We start from the raw sequence: 20,288 nt of genomic DNA, 5'->3' as shown, positions 1-20,288 counted from the left end.
GTATTACAGCCGCCCGACTGGACGAGGGCAACGTCTCACGTATCAACCCGCTCACACAGAGAACGGGCAGGACCTCGCCTCCTTGGCATGAGGTCCTGCCCGTCATCCGCCCGCCGCCGGTCAGTCCTCCTCGTAGAGGTCATCCGGCAGCAGGTGTCGCGCTGTCGCGAGGAGACGGTCCACGCGGGCCGGGTTGGTCTCCGCGTCCTTCACGAGCCAGTAGGCGAGAAGGGCGCTTCCCTTGGAGTCACCGGACAGGATCTCCTCGTACAAGGTCCAGATGCCGCCTTTGACCGCGTCCAGGCACTCAGCGGCAAGGTCCTCGTCATCCACGATGACGAATGACCAGAGAAGGTCCAGGAACTGGTTCCGGGCCACCGCCGAGATACTGCGGTCCGCCAGGCCTGCCATCAGCACCCGGGCGACCGGAACAACTGTCGGTGTCGCCCAGCTCTCCTGGAGCACGTGGTGCTCAATGGCTCTCGGCCTGGCCTCCTCCCGGTTCTGCGCCCGGGCCATCCGCAGCAGTTCCGCAGGGACGTGCGCGGCTGACGGACAACTGCGGCAGGGGAGCGCGGACCAGTCGTACAGCCCGATCTCCAACTCCATCATGGTGATTGCCTTCATCGCCTCAGTATCCCAACTCATCCCACAAACCACCCGGCTCCCCCTTTACGCCGGGTTCAAACTGGCCGGGGGACGGGTAGTCAAGCTGGCATTGCACACACACTTCCTTCGGCTTGACCGTGCGTACACCGCTGGCGAAATCCACGTTGTACGCGATGGTGAACCGCACCTTCGTCGGGTCGCCGCCGAGCGCGCGCACGGCGTTCCCCTCCGCACAGAAGCTGAGTCCGGGCTTGCAACCGCCCGACTGGGCCAGGGCGATGTCTCCCGTCTCGATGTTGTAGCCACCCACGTACGCCTTGGACGCCTTTCTCTTTGAAGCGTGCTTGAGGGCGAAATCGGCCACCTGGGACGATGCCTTCTCCATCTGCCCGGCGTGTGTCCAGCCGGTCGGGGCCTTCTGGACCTCCACCGCAGGCGCGCTCTTACCACCCACCCCACGTGGACTGACATCAGCACGGGGAACAATCCTCGGTGCCACCTTCGGCGGCGCCGCCTTCTGCGCCGTGCCCGAGAACAACCTGCCGAGGGCACCCTTGACGACCTTGCTGACGCCTCCGGGCTTGGCCAGCGCCTTGCCGCCGGCGCCCGCTCCGGCAGCACCGGGGAAGAACGGCGTGAGGAACTTGCCGACCCAGTACGAGGCCTTGTACCAGGCGCCGCTCTGGTCCGGTCCGCGGACGGTCTTGTAGAGGCTGATCGGGGTCTTGCCCGCGCGGTCGTTCTTGATCTTCTGGGCGTTGCCGTCCGTCCAGCCCAGCCGGTCGGTCCACGTGTAGACGCTCTCGGCCAGGTCGTAGTAGCCGTCGACGACACCGTTCTTGAAGCCCTTGACAGCCTGCTTGCCCTTGGAAGCGAGCTTGTCCAGCCACTTCCACTGGCCGGTGCTGTCGCTGAAGGTGACCGGGGAGTTCTCCGCGTACGCGTAGCCGTTGAGCTGTTGCGGATCCGTGAGGTCCATGATCGGGTCGACGCTCAGGAAACGGCCCGTCGAGGGGTCGTACTCCCGGGCACCGAGGTGCGTCAGCCCGGTGTCACCGCTGTCGTCGGTACCGCCGACGAACCCCTTGCTGCCCACCCACGGAACCGGAGCCGCGCCCCGTGCGCCGCCGAACGGCAGGGTGCGCCGCTGCGACAACGCCTGGGTGGCGGCGTTCACGGACAGGAGACCGGTGCCCTGGTGGTCGGCGAGAGTGAAGGTGACGGAGCCGTCGTCCTCCTTGACCGCCTGGTTGCCTCCGCCGAGCGGGGTGTAGCGGGTCGCCTTGGCCTTGGCCGCGCCCTTGTCGAGGGTCACCTCGGTGTGGCCGAGGTACAGCGTGCTCTTCGAGCCTGTACGCCCGATGAGGCGGTTGCCCCCGGTGTCGTACAGGTACTCGGTCACCTTGCTGCCGCCACCCGCCGCGGGCTCCGTGACCTTGGCCAGGTGACCCTCGGCGTCCCAGGTGAGCTGCTGAAAGGCGTCGCCCCGGGGACGGGCCGTCGTGTTGCCGACCTCGTCGTAGGAGTAGTCGTCCTGGTCGGTGGTGCCATCGGGCAGCCGGGTCGAGACCGAGGTCAAGCCGTGCGGACGGGCGCTGCCCGGAGCCGGGTAGCTGTAGGTCCGCAGGGTGTCCTTGGCGCTGTCGCCGGAGACGTCGTGCAGGGTCTCGGACAGGCGGTTGCCCGTCTTGTCGTACGAGAAGGACTGCCAGTACGGTGCCGGGCCGCCGACCGTCCCGGCACCGGGCGCCGTGGCGCAGGTCTTGTCACCCTGCGTCCACGCCTTGGTCAGCCGCTGCAGATGGTCGTAGTCGAAGCACTGGGTGTCGGTGCCGGACCTGGAGGTGTCCGAGATCGACAGGATGTTGCCCAGGTCGTCATACCGGTAGGTGTTGAACCGGTCGACGCCTGCCACGTCCTGACGGTCCACCCGCGAGGTCGCGACCCGCTGGGTGCCCCACTCGTAAGTGTTGGTCACCTGCACCGGCTTGGCGCCGGCGGCGGTGCCGGACATCCGGTGCTGGAGCGGCTTGCCCGTCGAGGAGTACACGGTCTCCGCCGTGAATCCGTCACCGAGGAGGCCGGTCGGCCGCAGCGTGTCGGGGGCATAGCTGACGGTGTGGCTGCCGCCCGGCAGCGAACCGGCCGCCGAGTAGCTCACGGTGCTGGGCAGGCCGGAGGGGAGATAGGCGGTGCCGGTCTGGTACGTGCCCGCGAGGGCGCCCTCCTGGGAGGGGATCACCACGGCGGTCCTGACCGGGCGGTAGAGCCGGTCGTACTGAGTGACCTTCGAGGTGTACTCGGCGCCGTCCACATAGCGCGTGGACTGGGCGAGTTGGCCCTTGGCGCCGCTGATGGTGTCGTAGGTCCACTTGGCGCGCAGACTGCCTGTGGCGGAGCCGTCGCGCAGCTCGGTCTGGCGGCCCAGCCCGTCGTACACGTGCGCCAGGACGGTGCCCCGGGCGTCCTCGGTGGTGGTGAGCTGGCCCCGGTCGTCGTAACGGCGGGTGGTGACGCCCCGGTCGGGGTCCTCCGTCCGGACCTCGTGGCCGCGCTGGTCGTAGGCGTACTTCCAGGAGTTGCCCGCCGGGTCGGTGACCTTGGCGAGTTCGCCCCGGGTCGTGTACGCGTAGGTGGTGGTGTCGTAAGCCGCGGCGGCGCTGCGAGAGTGGTGCTGGCGCAGCTCGGTCACCAGACCACGGGCGTCCGCAATCACAGTCGTGGCGGTGCCGCCCTCCGGCGGGATCACGGTGGTGCGGTCGCCGCCGTAGGTCTTCCGGGTAATCGCGAGTACGGCGCCTCCGTCACCGTTTCCGGCGATGTCCTTGATCTCGGTCTCGCGGCCGAGGCCGTCGTAGACGTATCTCGTCTGGGTCTCGACGCTGAGGGCGTCGGCGGGCTTGAACAGACCGCGGTTGGGCGGCTCCTGGTCGTTGTAGTACGGAGCGAAGGTCTTGGCTGTCAGGCCCCGTTCGTCGTAGAAGACATCCGTGAGGATCCGGCCCCCATCCGGTCCGGGCTCCTGTACCTGGCGCTCCCGCAAGAACCCGTCGTACAGCGTGTAGGAAGAACGCTGGCCGCCCTTGTTGTCGAGGGTCCGGGCGCGGATCGCGACGGGCTTGTCCGCGTCGATGAAGTAGGTGAACTCGTAGCTCGGAGTCTGGTCGGTCCGTCGGTCGGCAAGCCAGATCCGGCTGATCCGGCCGAGCGCGTCGAAAGAGAACTCGGATCGTTTGCCGTTCGTGTCGACCTGTGCGGCGGGTCGACCGCGCACCGGGTCGAACTCGGTCACCACGTTCTGCGCCGTCGCCGGGGTGCCCGCGGTGGCGGGCGGTGTCGTCTCGGTGACCTTGGCCGGGAAGCCGGTAGCAGGACTGTAGGCGGTGGTCGTCGTACGTCCGTCGGTGCGGGCGGTGCGGGCGGGCTGGCCCGTGCCGGTCACGGTGACGTCCGACGTCAGGTCGGTGGTGTTCAGGCGTCGGCCGTAGGAGTCGAATGTCGCCTTGGACTCCAGGTAGACGGCCTTGGTGCCGTCGTGGCTCTTGATCGTGGCCGACGCTGTTGCGTCACCCTTGGTCGGAGCCGCGCCGTACTCCCCGCCGTCGTAGGCGGTCCGGACGTCGGAGACCACGTCCTTGGAGCGGTCCGGCGTGGCGGAACAGGACCTGGCGACCGTCTCCTCCCTGGAGGGGAGGGTGATGATGCCGGTGCCACCGCCGGCGTAGGTGGTACGAGTGCAGCGGTCGTCGGACGGGGTGGTCGGGTCCCCCAGGTCCTCGGTCATGGTGACCCGCCCGGCCACTGTGTCGTAGGTGTTCCTGGTCTCGCTGACGCTCCAGGACTTCCCCGCACCGCCGTCCAGGGAGGTCCAGGAGGTGGACCGGGCGGTGCCGGTCAGGTTGGAGGTGACGGTGCCCCAGGTGCGGGTCTTCCTCGCGGTCTCGTGGTACCAGGGCCGGTCTACCGACTTCGACAGGATCTTGCCGTCGACGCCTGAGTGGACGACCGATTTGTAGGCGAAGCCCGCCACAGACTCGTGGTCGGTGATGGGGTCTCCCTCACCACTGCCCAGAGTGACGGAGACCTTCTTGGTGCCGCCCGAGGTGGATTCCCTGTCGCCGTCCATGCCGCGCAGGAAGTAGCTGTCCTGCTGCGTCCTCAGGGCTGCCTGGCCGCCCTGACCGCCGGTCTTGACCCGGACCTGGCCGTAGCCGCGCCACTGGGACCAGGTCTTGTGCTTCTCCTTCGTCAGGCCGTCGTCATCGTCGTAGTGCCAGGCCGCGTCACCGAGGTACTCGTACTGGGTCACGCCGTCGGGCGCGCCGCCGGTGCGGTCGGTCTTGGTGGTGGAGGTGACGACGTACTTGTTGAACCACTGCCGTTCGGGCGCGGCGTCGGCGTCGCCGCCGATGAACTGCGGGTAGCAGCGAGTGCCGTTCTTCTCGGGCGTGGGCAGCTTGTCCCAGGAGCAGACGGGGTCCGAGTAGTTGATGTCGACCTGGCCGCCGTACTCGTCGGTGACGGTGGACAGCCGGGACTTGATGAAGGGCGCGTAGCCGTCGCCGATCCGGTCGAGCCGGTTGGCCCGCTGGGTGTAGGCGAAGCTGGTCTTCGGCAGGGTGACCGCCGGGGTGGCGGTGTGACCGGTGCGCTGGACGGAGTCCAGGAGCAGCTGGTAGTCGATGTCGGCCTGGCCCCAGCGGTGGCCGAGCTTCCAGGAGTCGACGTCCGCGTACGCGCTGCCCTTGAGGACCTGGGTGGTGATGCCGGTCAGGCGGTCACGGGTGAAGAAGACGGGGGACAGCCGGCCCTTGTCGCAGTCCTTGCCCTCCGCGCAGTGCAGGTCCCAGGGTGTGTCGTACCAGTAGAAGGCGTCCTTGTCGATCGACTTGCAGTCGGTGTTGGCGTCGGGCAGGCAGCGCTCGGAGGTGGCGAAGTTCACCTTGCCCAGCGCCTTGGCGCTGTAGGCGGAGCCGTCCTTCAGGCCGTACTCGATCCGGTCCAGCGAACCGCCGCGCACGTACGGCGTATTGTCCTTGGCCTTGAGGTTACGGCCGTAGGCGTTCTTCTCCTGGTCGTAGTAGTAGGCGACCGCGTTGCCGTGCGGGTCCACGACGTAGTCGAGGTTCCAGCGCCAGCCCTGCTGGCACCAGGAGTCCGCGAAGGCCGCCTTGTAGCAGGGCTCCCCGCTGTTGTTGCCGAAGACCGGAACCGTCCACGTGGAATCGGTGGTCTCTTTCCCGCTGCTCCAGCCGGGCAGCCGGTTGTAACCGAAGTAGTAGTGCACGCCGTCGGGGTCGGTGAGCCGCCAGTACTCGCCGTCGTTGTCACCGTTGCCGCGGTCGGCGGAGCGCAGCCGGGTGATCCGGGTGCCGTCGTCCTGCTTGAGGCGGAACTCGTCGTCACCCGTCGGGACCAGCTCACCACCCTTGCCGTTGAAGGTGATGAACGCGTTGTCGTAGCCCCAGCACAGGTCCGCCGGCTTGTTGCCGTCCGCGTTCTTGACACCGTCGTCGTAGCACGGCTTGTAACGCCGCTCGATGTAGCCGGACCAGAGGTCGAACCCGTCGCCCACCCAGGACGACTGGTTGTTGGTGGTACCGGTGCGCCCGTCGATGTGGCCGGAGTTGTACGACAGGCCGAGCTCGGGCGTGAGCCCGCCAGGCACGTCGGGGACCGGGATGTCGTAGGACCAGCTGAAGTCACCGGTGTTGAGGTTGGTGTCCCAGGACGCGGACGGTGAGAGCTTCGTGGCGGTGAAGTCCCCCGTTCCGGCGGTCTCCGCGGCCATGGCGGCGAGGACCGTGGGGCCGGACGACCGCAGGGCGACCGAGGAGGCGGTGAGGGTTCTCCGTTCGGTGTCGTTGACCGTCGGTACCGGGGTGACCGTGCGGCATTCTTCCCGGGAGGGTTCGTCCACGGCACAGGCGGGCAGCTGGACAAGCGTCAGACGGGAGCCGTAGCCGCCGCCGTACGCCTCGGAGAACGAGGAGTAGTCGACGGTGGCGTCCACCTTTCCAGGGCGGTCGTCCCGGCCGTCGCCCGCCTCCAGGGTGAAGAGCACCCCGTCGATCCCGGCGCGTTCGGCAGCTCGGTGTCCGAGCACCTTGGCTTCGAGGCGCCCCTTGGCGCCGACCGGGGTCTCCAGCAACGGCACATCGCTCGGGGTTCTCCGAACGGTGCCCGCGCTCTCAGCCGCCGCGCGAGGAGCGGTAACCGCGATCGGGAACGAGCGGAGCGCTGTGGCGGGCCTGTTCTCGGCGGCACGCTCGCCCGCAGCCGGTGCGGGGGAGACACTGATGACCCGCTCGCCCGGCTCGGGCCAGGCCGCACGGGGGCTGCCCTTCGGCGCTCTCGGCTCATCGGCGGCGGAGCGTGGCTCGGCGCCGAAGACATCTCGCCCCTTGACCGGCATCTCGGCAGAGGGCAGGCCGGGCAGGTCCCACCGCGGTGAGGGAGCTGCTGACGCGGCGGCCCCCTGCATCACTGTGGCCACCATGACGGTGGACAGGAACAAGGCCACTCTTCGTCGGGCCACCGAAGGCGGGAGCAATTTTGATGTTATGGACATATGAGGAGTGAATCCTTGGTTGTGATCCGAGGTCGTGCGGCTGCGCACGACCATGAGGACAAGGAAGAAGGAAGAGTAGAAACGGGACAGTGGAGCGGCATGGGATGCCGTGCTGTGGACACTGGCCCAGAGCACGGCATCCGGCCGGTGCCGGTCGGCGGAGCGGCGCTCAGCCGTTCCCGGGAACCTCGGTCGGGATGTCGAACCATGTCCCGGCAAGCTTCTCGACCTGAGCATCGGTCAGCGTGCCCTGGAACGTCCAGACGTCATCGATCAGGCCGGGGAAGTACTCGCCCCAGGTGCCGCCAGTCTTGGCCCGGCCGACCTGGAGGGACTTGGTGGCCTTGAAGGACAGGGTGTTCACCGACCAGGAGACCCGGTTCCCGCACGCGGCCTCGTCAGCTTCCCCGTCCCCGTCCCCGTCCCCACAGGCGATCTCCTGGAGGACGCCGTTGACGTAGAGACGTGCCTCCCTGGTGAACCCGTCGTAGACGAACGCCAGATGGTTCCATTCCCGCGCATCGTAGAACTCGCCGTTGACGACACGCACCGTCGAGGCCTCCGTGCTGTCCTTGTCCGGCAGGGCCAGCTCCCAGTGGCCGAGGCCGTCCGGGCCGGAGGCATCCGGCACGAAGCGGACGTTGAAGGCGCTCTGGACGGTGCCTTCAGCGCTGACCACCGACGCCGCTCGCTGGGGAAGTGCCGCTGCCTGGGCCCAGGCGGTCACCGTGTAGCTGGCCCCGGTGTCCACCGGGACGGACGCGGTGGCCGCGTAGCCGCCGACGCCGTCCAACTCCAGGCTGCCCGCGTCGATGTAGGCGAGGTCCGACTTCTTCGCACCACCGTTGAGGGTGAGCGCGCTGCCGCCGGACACGGCGTTCGACGTCGTGACCGGGCTGGTGCCGGAGGTCTGCTCGAACGTCCAGCGGCTCTTGACCAAGGGCCGCCGCTGGAAGATCTGGCGGACCTCGTCGTCGGCCACCGGCCGGTCGAAGAGCCGGACATCGTCGATCGTGCCGGGGAAGTGGTCGACGTACGTGCCCTGCCAGATGGCACGGCCGATCTGCACGGCACCCTGCGCCTCCCACGTCCTGGGAGCCGTGGCGACACCTTGCAGCTGCCCGTTGACGTAGAGGCGAATCTGCTGGGCCGTGGCGTCGTGAACCGCCACCAAGTGGGCCCATTCACCGGGTCTGGCCGGCTGGGTGGCGACCACCCGCTGGTCGCGGATGTTGCCCACCTGCACATCTTCCAGCGAGGTCCGCAGGCTCCAGGTATTCGCCCCGCCCTCGTAGGACAGGTAGAAGGGGCTGTAGAACGTGCCGTCCTGGCTGACCACGGTCCGGTTGCCGGTGGCCGTGGTCTCGGGGAGCTTCGCCCACGCTGAGACCGTGTACGAGCGGGCCGTGTTGAGCACCGGGCGGTCGGTGGCCGCGTAGGAGGCGGCTCCGTCGAACTTCAGGGCCTTGCCCGCGACCCCGTCCACACCGCCGGCCACCGGCCCGTGCAGGGTCAGCGGCTGCTCGGGCGCGGCCCCGCTGACCTCAGTGGCGCCCGTCGGCTCGTCCAGCGGGAAGACGGCGCTCGGCGGCCGGCCCATGGTGGTCTCCTGCCCCTGGTGCAGTCGCGTGGCCTCGGCCGCCGAAACGGCTCGGTCGAAGATTTGGACGTCGTCGACCGTACCGGGGAAGAATGACTTGTGGGTGCCGCTGTAGATTCCGGCTCCCAGTTGCAGCCCCCGGCGCGCCTCCCACGCGGTGGTGTACGCGGTGGAGCCGGCGAGCTTGCCGTCGACGTACAGCCGCAGTTGCTTGGCCTTGCCGTCGTACACGCCCACCAGGTGGGTCCACCGCCCGACTGCGTCGCCGCCCGCCGCAGGGGCCATGGCCCGTGCGATGGAGGCACCGGCGGTGTCCGAGGTGTACTGGTTGAACACCCAGCGGTCGTAGTACTGGGAGTAGTACAGCTCAAAGCCCGGCGAGTGGTTGCCCGGCTGCGCCGCGATGATGGCCGCCCCACTGGGCATCCGGTCGAGCCGTGCCCAGGCGGCTACGGAGAAGCTGTCGGAGGTGTCCACCACGGTCAGGTCGGACGAGGCGTATCCGGTCGTGCCGTCGAAACGCAGGCCCGAGCCCGTCCTGCCCTCGGCACCGAGTTCCGCTCCGCCGTGCAGTCGCACGGTCCGCGATGTGGTGGCACCGGCGGCCTTGGTGGCACCCTCCGGTTCGTCCAGCTGCCAGACGGCGCGCTCGGGCTGCCCGGCCTTCACACGGAACTGATAGGTGCGGATCTCGGAGCCGTTGCCCGCCTGGTCGAACGCCTGGGCAGTCACGAAGTTGAGCCCTGGCCGTGCGGGAAGCAGCCGTGCGGACTTGGCCGCGCCTCCGGTGGTGGTGATCTGGTTCCCGGCGGACGGGTCGGTGTTGAAGCCGTAGCGGTAGCGGATCACGTCCGTCGAGGGCGAGTCGATGGAGAACGTACCGTACTGGCCCACTCCGTCGTACCACGGATCGTCCGGGTTCTCCGGGTCCGATGCCGGATAGTGGCCCGAGGAGATCGCCGGTGCGGCAGGCACGCTGGTGTCGTACACGAAGTAGCAGGCCGTCGGATCACCCGCCGACGACCAGGGCGAGTAGTGTGCCCCGTCGTACGAGCGCACCTGCCAGTGGACGGTCCTGTTCGCCGGGATCGAGGTCGGCAGGCTGATGGAGAAGCTGGAACCGGACTTCTTGTACGACGTGCGGGCGGGCTTCCACCGGGCGATCAGGCCCTTGCCGTCGCCGGAATCCCAGTTCGCCTGGAACTCCACCGCGATGTCGTCACCATCCGGGTCGGTGACACCGTTCGCGTAGATCTTGCCCAGGGACCGCACCCGGGGTGCCTTGTCCCACGCCTTGCAGGTACCTCCGTACTCGGCGGTCAGCTGGGACATCTTCACCTGCGTAGGGGGACGGTTGTACTTCACCCGCAGGAACGCCTTGTCGGAGAAGCGCTTCCAGCCGTAGTGGTCACCCTCGTCGGCGGCGCGCAGACCGAAGGTCATCGTTGACCACCTGCCGTTGGCGGCCTCCTGCACTGCCGCCTTCACGTCGAACTTGGCGTCCTTCGCGGCACAGCCGGTGTACCCGTGGGCGAACGACTTCGCCGCGAGCTTCTTGAGCCAGAACGCCGCCGGGCTCTGGGTGTTCCATGTCGTCGACGAAGAGATGTCCTTCGTACGCCACAACTGCACCTCGCGCGCCGAGCACGACGCCGAGTGGACGTTGCGCACCACGAACTCGGCGGAGAGAACGGTCTTCCCGGCGTAGGTCGCGGTGGGCAGACGGTAGAACAGCCGCTTGGTGTCATGCGGTGCGCAGTAGTCCCAGCCGCAGTACCCCATGCCCGCGTCGGATTTTCCGTTGAACTTCCACTGCGGAGACGAGGCCCAGTGTTTCGACGCCATGGTCCATGCCGACGCCCGGGGCGAATACCACTGGGGGTCGATAAAGACCGGGTACTCGGTGTCCTTGCTCCTCAGCACGCCGAGATCGGGCTTGAGTACCAGTTCGCCATTCCCCGGGGGGATTTCCACGCCGACAGGGGCGAGCTTGCCGCTCTCGGCGGGACGGGCTTCGGTGACGCCTGTCGTCGGTGGAACGGTGGCCGTACGGGCCGTGAGTCCACTTCCGCCTGCAGCACGGACGTCTTCCCCGTCCGTACCACCACTGGAGTCCCACATCTGTGGCACCGGGGCTTCGAAGACCGACGTGCCGGCTCCCTTGTCGACCGCGACCAGACCGCCGTTTTCCGTCTCCTTGACGTCCATCCCGCCCGCAGCGAGTTTCATCCGCAGCTCGGAGAGGGCAGGACTGGCCGCGGCTGCGGCGCTGTTGACGACGAGCAGTTGGGTGAATCCGTCCTCCTGCGCGCCCATCCTCAGATCGACGTCAGGCAGAACGTTTCGGTACGTTGCCGTGGCACCGTCCAGTTCGGGTACGGGCAACCTGCCGGGCCAGGACAGCGCCAGCTCTCGGCCCGCCTTGTTCATCCGTACCAACGGTGTGTCGGACCCGCCATCGGAGAACTCCAGCCCGACGGTGACGGCCCTGGGCACGACCACCCCCCTGCCGGTAGACACCAAGGCCGTGTCCACCGGCTTCCACTCACCGCCGACCCTCGTGCGGACGGGACGCACGTACTCCCTTTGTTCCAGATCCCCCTCGGGGGTCACGAACACCTCGGTGCTCGCACCACGCATCGAGACGATCTCTACACTCCGGCCGGTCCGTTCGGCCTCCGCCCGCGCTTCCTCCTCGGAATACGGTGCCATATCGGCAGCCTCACGAGGCGGATTCGCCGGAGTGCTCGACGAGACCGCAGCCGCGGTTGCGGGCAGTAGCCCGACCGCGAGAAGAGAGCTCAGAGCAATCGCCGCGATTCCCCCAACGCCGCGCATACGCGCATGCGCCATCATTCCCAATCCCCCGCATCATGAATATTTTATGTAGATCTTATGAGCGACAGGAACCTAGCTCATGAACGGACGTCCGGTCCAAGTCGTTCGCTTCCGGCCCACGCCGACCTGCGCGACAACAGGCACCGCCCCCATCCACTGCGGACACTCCCCATTCCGGTGAACCATGGGCATCCAAAGGGGAGTTCATCCAATAGACGCGGCCGACTGCAGGACCGGGTTCCAGCAACTCCCGGGAGATCCGACGATCAGGCCAGGAAGTCCATCCCCTGCTTTTCCCGCAGGCCTGCGGCAGGGCCGGCATCCAGACACGGCATGACTCCGCCTTCTGCCGAGCGGATGGCAGCACCGTTGCCTTGGAGATGGGCCGGCCGCTGGCAGGAGCACGCATCACACATCCCGGACGGAGAGGAGGTCCCCGACAGACCTCTCGCCCAAGAGCGATCCGAAGAAGCACAGAAGCCCAGGTCAGACGGCGTCTGACCTGGGCTTCCCAGAGGGCCCCCTGTCGGATTCGAACCGACGACCTACGCATTACAAGGTCTCTCAAGGCGGATTCGGGACCTGCGGCGGAAGCCTATATGGCCTTTGACCTGCGAGTTTGCCATCCGTGCCCCTCCGTCGTTATCCCGCAACGTCTGGGGATCACCCGTACTGAATGTGTACTGGAATCCCGCCTCGGTCTGTTGCACGTTAGGAACAGACGCTGCTAACATGTACCACGCACTCCGGAAACGGATGCGGCCCCCGCCGGTGCTACCAACACCGAGCGAGGGCCTGACGGAAACACCTGCCTGAACAGGAGTACCGCTATGCCGCAGTCTCTCACCCCCCGCCAGCGTCGGGCGAACCGCCGCACGGCCCGTAAGGCCCTCCGCCAGCGCACCGCCCTCAACCGGCTCGCCGCCTCCTGCCGCCGCCGCCCCCGCTCGCTGGCCTCCCACCTCATCGCGACCGGCACCGACCCCGCCACCGCCGGCGGCGCGGCGAACGGGCTCCGCTCCGTCGCGAAGCGCCTCGGTATCGCCCCGGCCCGGGTCGCCCGGACCCGCCGCACCGTGAACGGCGGCCGGTCCCGCAAGAGCCGCACCGTCTACCGGTACACCCTCGCCCAGCTGGTCCGCCTGGTCGCCGCCTACGCCCCGCGGAAGGCCGAGTTCAAGGCCGCCGTCGCCCGCTTCACCCTGGCGACCGTCACCGCCTGACGGGCCCTGCCCCACCACCGTGTCCCGCGGTTCCGGGACAGCCCCGGCCGGACGTGTCACCGTCCGCCCGGCCGGGGCCCCTCACAGCCTTTGAGGAGACCCGCCATGCGCAACACCGCCCAGACCAGCATCCCGGCCACGTTCAAGCCGTCCGGCGGCATCGTCGCCCAGCCCACCGCCGAGCCCGTCGAGCCGCCCCCCGCGTCCCCCACCGCCACCGACGACCTGTACGCCGCCTGGCAGAACCTGACCGCCAAGGAAGCGGCCAGCACCCCCGTCGCCCAGCTGCTCACCCTGCTGGGGATCCGCCTCATCGAGGTCGACCCCGAGGGCCTGGAGGGCGACACCATCAGCTCGTTCATCGGGAAGGTCGGGGAGGGCATCGTCGTCGTCCCGAGGACGATGCCGCAGGCCGACCGTGAGCCGATCGTCCGCCGGTTCCTCGACCAGATCGGCACCGAGTACAAGGTGCTCAAGGAGCGCGACCCGAACCGCCCGCTGCTCCGTGAGGCCCGGCTGAAGATCGAGTGCTTCGACTGGTGCACCGAGGACCACACCGAGCCGCAGTTCGCCGACGACATCATTCACGCCGGTCAGCCCGCCGACCTGGAGGTGACGGGTGAGACCGGGGACCGGGTGCCGCTGCTGCACTCCCGGCTCGGTGTCGACCCGTTCAGCCCGGACACCGCCCAGCACAACCCGCACGTCGTCCTGGACGACGAGCAGAGCATGTACTTCCTGCCGCCGATGCAGGCCCTGGAGTTCGCCGACGAGATGACCGCGTTCGCCGACGAGGTGCGGGCGCAGGCCCGGCGGGCGGCACAGCGCCCCGGGGACAGGGTTCCGCCGGCTGCGGAGCCCGGCCACTACCCGTGGTGCAACACCACCGCCTGCAACACGGAGCCACGGGGCGACGGAACCGACAGGACGTACACCGAGCACTACGGCCCGGACTTCAACATGCCCATCCCTGACGGAATGGACGTGCCGCACGACGAGATGCTGCGGATGACGCTCGGTGCGACCGAGGCAGCCGGGGACGGCCGCCCGGAGATCAGCTTCAACTGCGGTGGCAGCGGGGTCCTCCTCGACGAGGACGGCACCGACCAGGCCATCGCGAGCCTGGAGGCCGCCCTGTCCGCCCTCCGTGCGATGCGCGCCCAGATGGTGCAGGAGAAGCAGGCATGAGCGGCGACCGGCCCACCGTGGCCCCCGAGCCCCGCCGCAACGCTGACGGCACCCTCACCATCCCCACCGACGACGCCGGGGACGTGCGGTTCGCCTGCCCGCCATGGTGCAGGTACGAGCACCCCTACCGCACCTCGCGGACGAAGGCGGAGATCGCCCACAAGAGCGAGCCGCAGTGGGCGCTGACCGCCCCCACCGCGTTCGGGGAGGTGGGTGTCGGCCCGGTGCACATCTCCCAGCACCCCTACGACCCGACCGGGTCGGCGGTGCTGGTGGTCGTCGAGACGGACACCGAGGAGTTCGCTGTCGGCCCGGCGGACGCCCGCCGGTTCGCCGTGGCGTTCCGGGCGTTGGCCGATCTCATCGACCAGGCGGCCGACCAGGTCGAGGCGATCCGGGCCGGTGAGGGCCAGTGAGCACCGCGCTCGTTCACCGGCCCACGGAGAACGCCGCCCTCCGGTCCGTCCCCCACAACGTCCGGACGCCCCCGGCGGTGGTCCTGGCGGATCTCCTGATCGAGGCCCGGCATGCGGGCGACCGGTACGGGGCGCGCATCCTCGACTGCATGCTCGACCGGGCCCTCGGGCTGACCGCGGGGGAGGCGTCGTGATCCTCATCGAGCGTGGCGGGGATCTGGTGGCAGTGCCGGACGACTTCGACTTCGGGCCGGTGTACGCCCCCCGCACGATGGCGTTCGAAACGCCGCAGCTGGGGGCGCTCGCCCCCGACTTCGAGGCGAACGTGAGGGAGGGCCGATGAGGAAGCCGCCGCCCCCGGGCAAGGGCCTGTCGGTCCGGATGGACGCCGAGCTGTATGACGACCTCACGGTGATGATGTCGACCGGCATCACGGCGTCCGACGCGGTGAAGCACGCGGTGTCGCTCGTCGCCCAGATGTACAGCGGAGCGTGGGAGGAAGGACTCGTCCCCGAGGGCGAGCAGCCCCGGATCGACTCGTTCAACGCGTCTCGGTATGACACCTGAGTCGCACGTCGAATCCCATCAGCCCCCTGTCATACATCGCAGGTGGAATCTCAAATGCCCCCGGGTCCGTGAAGGGCCCGGGGAGGCCCGCAACCCGTGCGGTAAAGGGCTCCGCATCAATCCCCCCAAGGGGGCGGAGCCCTTTACGCCCAACGTAATACGGGCCCCGGGACAGCACCCCGGGACCCGCCATTCCGCCCCCTCATGGAAGGGCAGAACATGACCACTCTCTCCCACACCGAGACTGAGCCGGTAGCCCTGCCGCCGGCCGTCCCGACCGACTACGTCTTCGGCGCCAGCGATACGAACGACATCCTCGGCGGCGACGACGTACACGCGGTCGTCACGCTCAAGGTGGCGATGACCCGGGACATGCTCGCCGCAGCGTTCGACCTGGCGATGCGCGGCGCCTACGACGAGAACATCGACGAGCTGCCCGTCGCGGAGATCCGGCACCGGGTTGAGCTGTCGCTCCACATGGAGTCCCCGTGAGACCTGATGCGGGACGGCGCCAGCTTCTCGGATCTGCTGTACGACGAGAGCGTTGCGGAGCTGATCCGGTCCGAGTACCGGGCGATCGACCGCGCCTACCCGCTCATGGCCCCGAGGGTGGAGTCGTGAGCGAGGTCGTCACCACGTGGACCGGCCGCACCGCCTGCGCCCTGCAGGCCGCGCTCCGCATGACGAACGAGGGCTTCGCCGCGAAGCTCGGTGTCGCGGTTCGCACGGTCGCCGGCTGGCACCGGAACCCGGAGATCGTGCCACGCACCGAGATGCAGCAGATCCTGGACGTCACGTTGGAGCGGGCCAACGGCGGGGTCCGGGAGCGGTTCGCAGCCGCCCTGAGTCGTGGGGATGTCCCCACGACTGCAGCCCCGGCTCCGGCGGTTGACCCGGTGGTGTCGCAGATGGCTGCGGACATGGCGTTGATGCAGGCCCGCATCGACGCGCTACAGGAACAGCTAGGGGCGCTGGCTCTCCGCATGCTGACCTAACCCGTCTTGACCCCGGCTATGGCCCGTCTGGTGATCGTCGGCTGGGCGGGTCTTAGACGGCCCATAGTCGGCCTGTAGACGGGGGTTAGTCGGGCCGTAGACGCCCGGCGGGGGCCCGGCAGGACCCCGGCAACAGCCCGGTGGAAACCCGGCGAACCTTGTATCGCATACAAGATTCCGCCGGGTGTCCGCCGGGTCTGCGCCGGGTGCAAACCGGGCATCTGCCGGGTCCGCCACCGCGCCCCGACCCTGCCCCTAGCGCCCGCCCGCCAGAGGCTCCACCAGACCGCTATGCCCCGATATCGCCTACTGCTCACGGGGTGCTCACGGGTGCTCGACCGCAGGTCACAGCCGCTCAAGGCACTGCTCACGGGGTGCTCAAGAATCTGGTGAGCAGTTGCTTGAGCAGCAACCTGAGCGGCCCTGACCTGCAACGGAGCAGCGCTGAGCACCCCGTGAGCACCCTCCTGTCAGACCCCCGTCAGACCCCCGGCACCCCCTCTGACCTGCGGTGACACCACTTCTGACACCTGCCGACTGTCAGAACGGTGTCAAAAGGGTGTGTCAGACCCCGGTTTCACCCCGATTTCCTTAGGTCAACGCGTGTGCGCGCGCGAGACCGTCACCCCCGACTGACACCAGGAAGGACCCCATGCCCGTCACCGACCCCCAGAGCCTCGACGAGCATCTTGACCGGCTGCTCGCCTTGGAGACCGCGGCGGACCACATCCACGGATGGCACCCCACCCTGATGCCGGGGATGCTCCAGACCGCCGACTACGCCCGCGCCGCAATCCGCGCCTCAGCGCCCGCCCTGCCCCCGCACGACGTCGAGGCCATCGCCGCCGCCAGGCTCACCCGCATCGACACCCTCGGCCAGGCCGCCGGCCGCCGAGCCCGGTTCGTCATCTCCGAAGACGTCCTCACGAAAGCCGTGGGCGGCCCTGTCGTCCACGCTCAGCAGCTCGCCCACCTCCTCACCCTCGTCGCTCTCCGCCCATCCCTGGAGGTGCGCGTACTGCCCGCCACCACCGACGCCCACGCCGGACTCGCCGGCGAGTTCACCATGTACAGCGTCGCGGGCCGCCGGTCGGTGTTCGTTGAGACGCTGATGGGCGGCACCATCATCGATCGGGTCGAAAGGGCCCTCCTGTACGCCCACGCTTGGGATGATCTTCAAGGGCGGGCCGCTTCCCCTGCGGCGTCGCTGGAGATGATCGAGGCCGCGAGGAGCGCACTTGTACAGGCTTGAGGACGGGCTGACCTGGCAGACGTCGAGCTTCACGAACAGCGGGGCGTGCGTCGAGGTCGCCCGCCCGCCCGGCGAAGTCCTCGTCCGGGACTCCAAGCGGCGCACCGGGCCCCGCATCAGCATCGCCCCCGGCACGTTCGCCGACCTCGTCGACTGGGCCAAGACCCATCAGGTGTAACGAAATGCGTCACGGAACCCCCGCCCCAAACGGGGGTTCCGTGCCCCCCTGCAAAGGAAGCAACCCCCTACGGGTCAGCTTGGCCGCCCTGACTGACCGGCATAGATCTCCCTCACGCGCTTCGACAACGCCGCGTACACAGCCGACGCGCTCTCGAAGGCTGGAGATAGATCCGCTTCCCCCTCGCCGAAGATGCTTGCGCTGTTCTCGCCAATCACATCAACCGCGTCTCGGGCGAGCAGGCGCACATCTTCCTGGAGGATGAAGCCGATCTGCGCGTACACAGCACCTTCTGCGGCCTCCAGTTCCTCGCTTGCTGCACGCAGCTCATCTCCTGGGGCTGAGGATGGGCTTTCGGCTTCCTCTGCTCGCCGGTATCGAGTCACGGCGTTCGATAGCTCAAACAGACAGTCCATCTGATGTCGTAGTAGGCCATTGAACTCCACCAAGTGCGCCAACTCGAACTCTTCGCGCCGCTGCTGCATGGCTGCCGAATCGTCGGCGGCCTTGTCCGCCCGTTGTCGTCGATAATTGATCCACCCCGTCAACTGAGTGGCGAGTCCCCCAAGGAAGAACGCTGCGACTGGCCATACGGCCATCCATCCCTTGTCCATCGCGGCAGTGTAGAAGCGGCCACAGGCTAGGGTGCCCGGCATGGAAGCAGGGGACTGGGCAACGTGGGTCGGTTCAACAGCCGCAGTAGTAGCTGCTGGCACTTCGGTCGCTCTGCTGGTGCGTAGTCGTGCGGGTGTCACCTGGCAGCTGCAAGCGGCAACAAGCGGTCGATCCCACGTCCTGAACACAGGCAGCAAAACCGCTCGGCAGGTGCGGGTCCGTGTGGGCTCGGCCTCCGACGAGACGGGTATCGAGGCCCAGGAGACTGCGGCCGTGGTCGCTCCCGGCGAGGTCGTCCCCATCATGGTGGCGACCACATACGCGAGCCGGGGGGATGTGGCCGTGGTCGTTACGTGGCGCGGGCGCACCGGCAAGGCCAAGCGCTGGACGCATCTACTCACGTGAAGCGCCCCCCGCCAGAGCCTTCACCGGCCGGGCAGGGGGCGCCGTCGTGCGTCCGGGCGTCAGGCCGCCCCGTCCAGTGCCTTCTGGTAGATGTCCCGCAGCCGCCTGCCGACTTCGCACCGCCCGATCCTGCTGCACCCCTCACAGTCCGTGGTGTGGAGCAGGTAGTCCCGGTACGCCGCCTCATGGGTCTGCTCCGAGTACGTGACCAGACCGCGTTGCTCACGGCACGGGGCGCACGCGTACAGGCCAACACCCGGGCCCGAGTTCTGCTCGATGATCTGCACCAGTACGGCGGTTCCGGAAGGGCCCTTGTGCCAGTGGCACCAGCCGAACGGGACTGGGGCTTCGGTGTTTGATGGTGTGGTCATGGCCAGGACCGTAGGAGCGGCAGGCGGGGCCGGTCCTGATGGTTGCGCGAGATTGCGCGACCCCGGCCCGGGGTTGGGGCGGATTGCTCACGTCGGAGCAATCAGGTGCCGGGCGCGGGCGATGATGCGGTGCGCTCTCGCCCCGTAGGCGGCTGACTCGTTCAGCGCGTCCCACGTCCGCCCGTACAGGGCCAGGTCATCGGCGGTGTCGAACGACAACTCGGTGTTGATCGTCTCGACGACGACCCGGGACTCATCGAAGATCCAGAACCCGTGCTTCGGGGTCAGGCGCATCGGGGCGCCGAGCGGCACGATGCCGAACTCGACGGTGCTCATCCCGATCAGTCCGACCAGCCGGTCCAGCTGCCCGGCCATCACCTCCCGGGGGCACACCAGGGCGTGCAGCGCCCCTTCCCACACCAGGACCCGGAACAGCTTGCCCGCCTCGTACAGCACCTCTTGGCGTCGCATCCGGGCGGCAACCGCGGCTTCGGTATCCCGGGGGGTGCGCATGAGATCGGCATTCCGTACCAGTAGGTGCCGGGCGTAGTCCGGGGTCTGGAACAGGCCCGGGATCACCGTCGCCTCATAGCCCCGCACCGTGGCGGTCCGTTGGTACTCGACGACGTACCGGTCCTGCACGGGGGCGTGCCCTGCGGCGAGCTGCTTACGCCAGTGCCGTTGCCGGGATTCCAGCACCCGCAGCTGGCCCAGCAGGTCCGCGGCGACCTCCGGGCGCCCGCACGCTTCCGCCCACGCCTGGAGGTCTTCGGGCGTCGCGGTCTGCCTGCCGTTCTGGAGCCGGGACACCTTCGAGGGCTGCCACCCGAGCCGCTGGGCGAAGTCACGGCCGTTGAGCCCGGCCTCGGTGCGCAGCTCGTTCAGCCGGGCACCGAGGGCTTCCCTCGCGCTCTGGAAGTCGGTGCTCACACCGACGAACGTACCTGCGCCCACACCTGCGCCGAAGGCATAGCCAGCGGCCAGGCAGCATCCCGGGCCCGGCACGCTGCCAGCACCTCCGCCGGATCCTCGGTCAGCTCGACGCCGGTCGTGGTGTCGGTGTCGTCGATGTGCATGCGGACCAGGGTCCGGGAGTCGAACAGCCAGAAGTCGTGGTCGGGCAGGCTCACGGACTCGGCAACGGTCCGGCTGATGACCCGGATATCCTCGCCGGCCGCGACGTTCCCCGCAGCCGTGGCCATGAGGAAGCGTTGGCCGTCGGTGGGCGGGTCGTCGACGATCCTGATCCGGGAGAAGTGCGCGCCCTGCGCGGCCTTCTCCCGGACGTTCACGTTCCACGGATGCTCCGGCTCCGGCCGGGGGTCGATACCCCGCTGGAACGCCTGGAACCGCTCGCCTGCCCGGTCGGTGGCGTACCCGCGGCGGGTTTCCAGGCGGAACGCGGTGTGCTCGAAGTCGGCGAACAGGTGGGTGATCTCCTCGAAGGGGACCAGTGGCAC

19 protein-coding genes are annotated in these 20,288 nt (G+C 68.5%); 12 read left to right on the top strand and 7 right to left on the bottom strand.

All coding sequences use genetic code 11. The annotated features are described in order from the left end of the window. Positions 1 to 120 precede the first annotated feature (120 nt). The 3 genes from ACQ9ZG_RS18715 to ACQ9ZG_RS18705 form a co-directional block, all read right to left on the bottom strand. Positions 121 to 627: a hypothetical protein gene (locus ACQ9ZG_RS18715; RefSeq protein WP_109916642.1), complete on the bottom strand. Its 507-nt coding sequence runs from the start codon at positions 625 to 627 to the stop codon at positions 121 to 123. A gap of 4 nt (positions 628 to 631) precedes the next feature. Continuing rightward, entirely contained in the window at positions 632 to 7,108 is a 6,477-nt protein-coding gene (locus ACQ9ZG_RS18710) for an RHS repeat-associated core domain-containing protein (protein WP_258312302.1), read from the bottom strand. Between the two features lie 241 nt (positions 7,109 to 7,349). Beyond that, entirely contained in the window at positions 7,350 to 11,096 is a 3,747-nt protein-coding gene (locus ACQ9ZG_RS18705; protein ID WP_258312301.1) for a LamG-like jellyroll fold domain-containing protein, read from the bottom strand. A 1,352-nt stretch (positions 11,097 to 12,448) separates the two neighbouring features. Between ACQ9ZG_RS18705 and ACQ9ZG_RS18700 the strand changes: the two genes are divergently transcribed. From ACQ9ZG_RS18700 to ACQ9ZG_RS18650, 11 genes are all read left to right on the top strand, one after another. Then, entirely contained in the window at positions 12,449 to 12,841 is a 393-nt protein-coding gene (locus ACQ9ZG_RS18700) for a hypothetical protein (protein WP_499280890.1), read from the top strand. Positions 12,842 to 12,946: 105 nt separating this feature from the next. Next, the gene (locus ACQ9ZG_RS18695; protein ID WP_109915154.1) at positions 12,947 to 14,029 is read left to right on the top strand and encodes a DUF6907 domain-containing protein; all 1,083 of its coding nucleotides are present in this window, start codon (positions 12,947 to 12,949) and stop codon (positions 14,027 to 14,029) included. Then, positions 14,026 to 14,445: a DUF6907 domain-containing protein gene (locus tag ACQ9ZG_RS18690; protein WP_109915153.1), complete on the top strand. Its 420-nt coding sequence runs from the start codon at positions 14,026 to 14,028 to the stop codon at positions 14,443 to 14,445. Before ACQ9ZG_RS18695 ends, ACQ9ZG_RS18690 begins: the two co-directional genes overlap by 4 nt. Next, entirely contained in the window at positions 14,442 to 14,639 is a 198-nt protein-coding gene (locus tag ACQ9ZG_RS18685) for a hypothetical protein (protein WP_181398208.1), read from the top strand. The genes ACQ9ZG_RS18690 and ACQ9ZG_RS18685 overlap by 4 nt, the downstream gene beginning before the upstream one ends. After that, positions 14,636 to 14,788, top strand: a complete 153-nt coding sequence (locus ACQ9ZG_RS18680; protein ID WP_181398207.1) for a hypothetical protein — start codon at positions 14,636 to 14,638, stop codon at positions 14,786 to 14,788. Before ACQ9ZG_RS18685 ends, ACQ9ZG_RS18680 begins: the two co-directional genes overlap by 4 nt. Beyond that, the gene (locus ACQ9ZG_RS18675) at positions 14,785 to 15,012 is read left to right on the top strand and encodes a hypothetical protein (protein WP_109915151.1); all 228 of its coding nucleotides are present in this window, start codon (positions 14,785 to 14,787) and stop codon (positions 15,010 to 15,012) included. Before ACQ9ZG_RS18680 ends, ACQ9ZG_RS18675 begins: the two co-directional genes overlap by 4 nt. A 219-nt stretch (positions 15,013 to 15,231) precedes the next feature. Then, on the top strand, positions 15,232 to 15,504 hold the full coding sequence (locus tag ACQ9ZG_RS18670) for a hypothetical protein (RefSeq protein ID WP_109915150.1): 273 nt from the start codon (positions 15,232 to 15,234) through the stop codon (positions 15,502 to 15,504). A gap of 6 nt (positions 15,505 to 15,510) precedes the next feature. Further along, positions 15,511 to 15,633, top strand: a complete 123-nt coding sequence (locus ACQ9ZG_RS18665; protein WP_258312126.1) for a hypothetical protein — start codon at positions 15,511 to 15,513, stop codon at positions 15,631 to 15,633. Next, the gene (locus ACQ9ZG_RS18660) at positions 15,630 to 16,007 is read left to right on the top strand and encodes a hypothetical protein (RefSeq protein WP_109915149.1); all 378 of its coding nucleotides are present in this window, start codon (positions 15,630 to 15,632) and stop codon (positions 16,005 to 16,007) included. Before ACQ9ZG_RS18665 ends, ACQ9ZG_RS18660 begins: the two co-directional genes overlap by 4 nt. 652 nt (positions 16,008 to 16,659) lie before the next feature. Then, positions 16,660 to 17,259: a DUF5753 domain-containing protein gene (locus ACQ9ZG_RS18655; RefSeq protein WP_109915148.1), complete on the top strand. Its 600-nt coding sequence runs from the start codon at positions 16,660 to 16,662 to the stop codon at positions 17,257 to 17,259. Further along, entirely contained in the window at positions 17,246 to 17,437 is a 192-nt protein-coding gene (locus ACQ9ZG_RS18650) for a DUF397 domain-containing protein (protein ID WP_109915147.1), read from the top strand. Before ACQ9ZG_RS18655 ends, ACQ9ZG_RS18650 begins: the two co-directional genes overlap by 14 nt. Positions 17,438 to 17,511: 74 nt before the next feature. On the opposite strand, the gene ACQ9ZG_RS18645 is transcribed toward ACQ9ZG_RS18650, so the two are convergent. Then, positions 17,512 to 18,051, bottom strand: a complete 540-nt coding sequence (locus ACQ9ZG_RS18645; protein ID WP_146225677.1) for a hypothetical protein — start codon at positions 18,049 to 18,051, stop codon at positions 17,512 to 17,514. Positions 18,052 to 18,262: 211 nt separating this feature from the next. Between ACQ9ZG_RS18645 and ACQ9ZG_RS18640 the strand changes: the two genes are divergently transcribed. Further along, positions 18,263 to 18,457 carry a hypothetical protein gene (locus tag ACQ9ZG_RS18640; RefSeq protein WP_499280886.1) on the top strand — a complete coding sequence of 65 codons (195 nt, stop codon included), beginning with the start codon at positions 18,263 to 18,265 and terminating at the stop codon, positions 18,455 to 18,457. A 59-nt stretch (positions 18,458 to 18,516) separates the two neighbouring features. Here the strand turns inward: ACQ9ZG_RS18640 and ACQ9ZG_RS18635 are convergent, their stop codons facing one another. The 3 genes from ACQ9ZG_RS18635 to ACQ9ZG_RS18625 all read right to left on the bottom strand — a co-directional run bounded on the left by ACQ9ZG_RS18635 (position 18,517) and on the right by ACQ9ZG_RS18625 (position 20,288). Then, complete coding sequence (locus ACQ9ZG_RS18635; protein WP_109915144.1) at positions 18,517 to 18,828, bottom strand: hypothetical protein; 312 nt, start codon at positions 18,826 to 18,828, stop codon at positions 18,517 to 18,519. Positions 18,829 to 18,915: 87 nt separating this feature from the next. Next, the gene (locus tag ACQ9ZG_RS18630) at positions 18,916 to 19,758 is read right to left on the bottom strand and encodes a helix-turn-helix domain-containing protein (RefSeq protein ID WP_109915143.1); all 843 of its coding nucleotides are present in this window, start codon (positions 19,756 to 19,758) and stop codon (positions 18,916 to 18,918) included. Continuing rightward, positions 19,755 to 20,288, bottom strand: coding sequence for a DUF6879 family protein (locus tag ACQ9ZG_RS18625; RefSeq protein WP_109915142.1), 534 nt, complete (start codon positions 20,286 to 20,288; stop codon positions 19,755 to 19,757). The genes ACQ9ZG_RS18630 and ACQ9ZG_RS18625 overlap by 4 nt, the downstream gene beginning before the upstream one ends.

The organism is Streptomyces araujoniae (assembly GCF_050871195.1).
GTDB lineage: Bacteria > Actinomycetota > Actinomycetes > Streptomycetales > Streptomycetaceae > Streptomyces > Streptomyces bacillaris.
The sequence above is the reverse complement of the archived record's forward strand: the minus strand, read 5'-3'. Positions and strand labels throughout refer to the sequence as shown.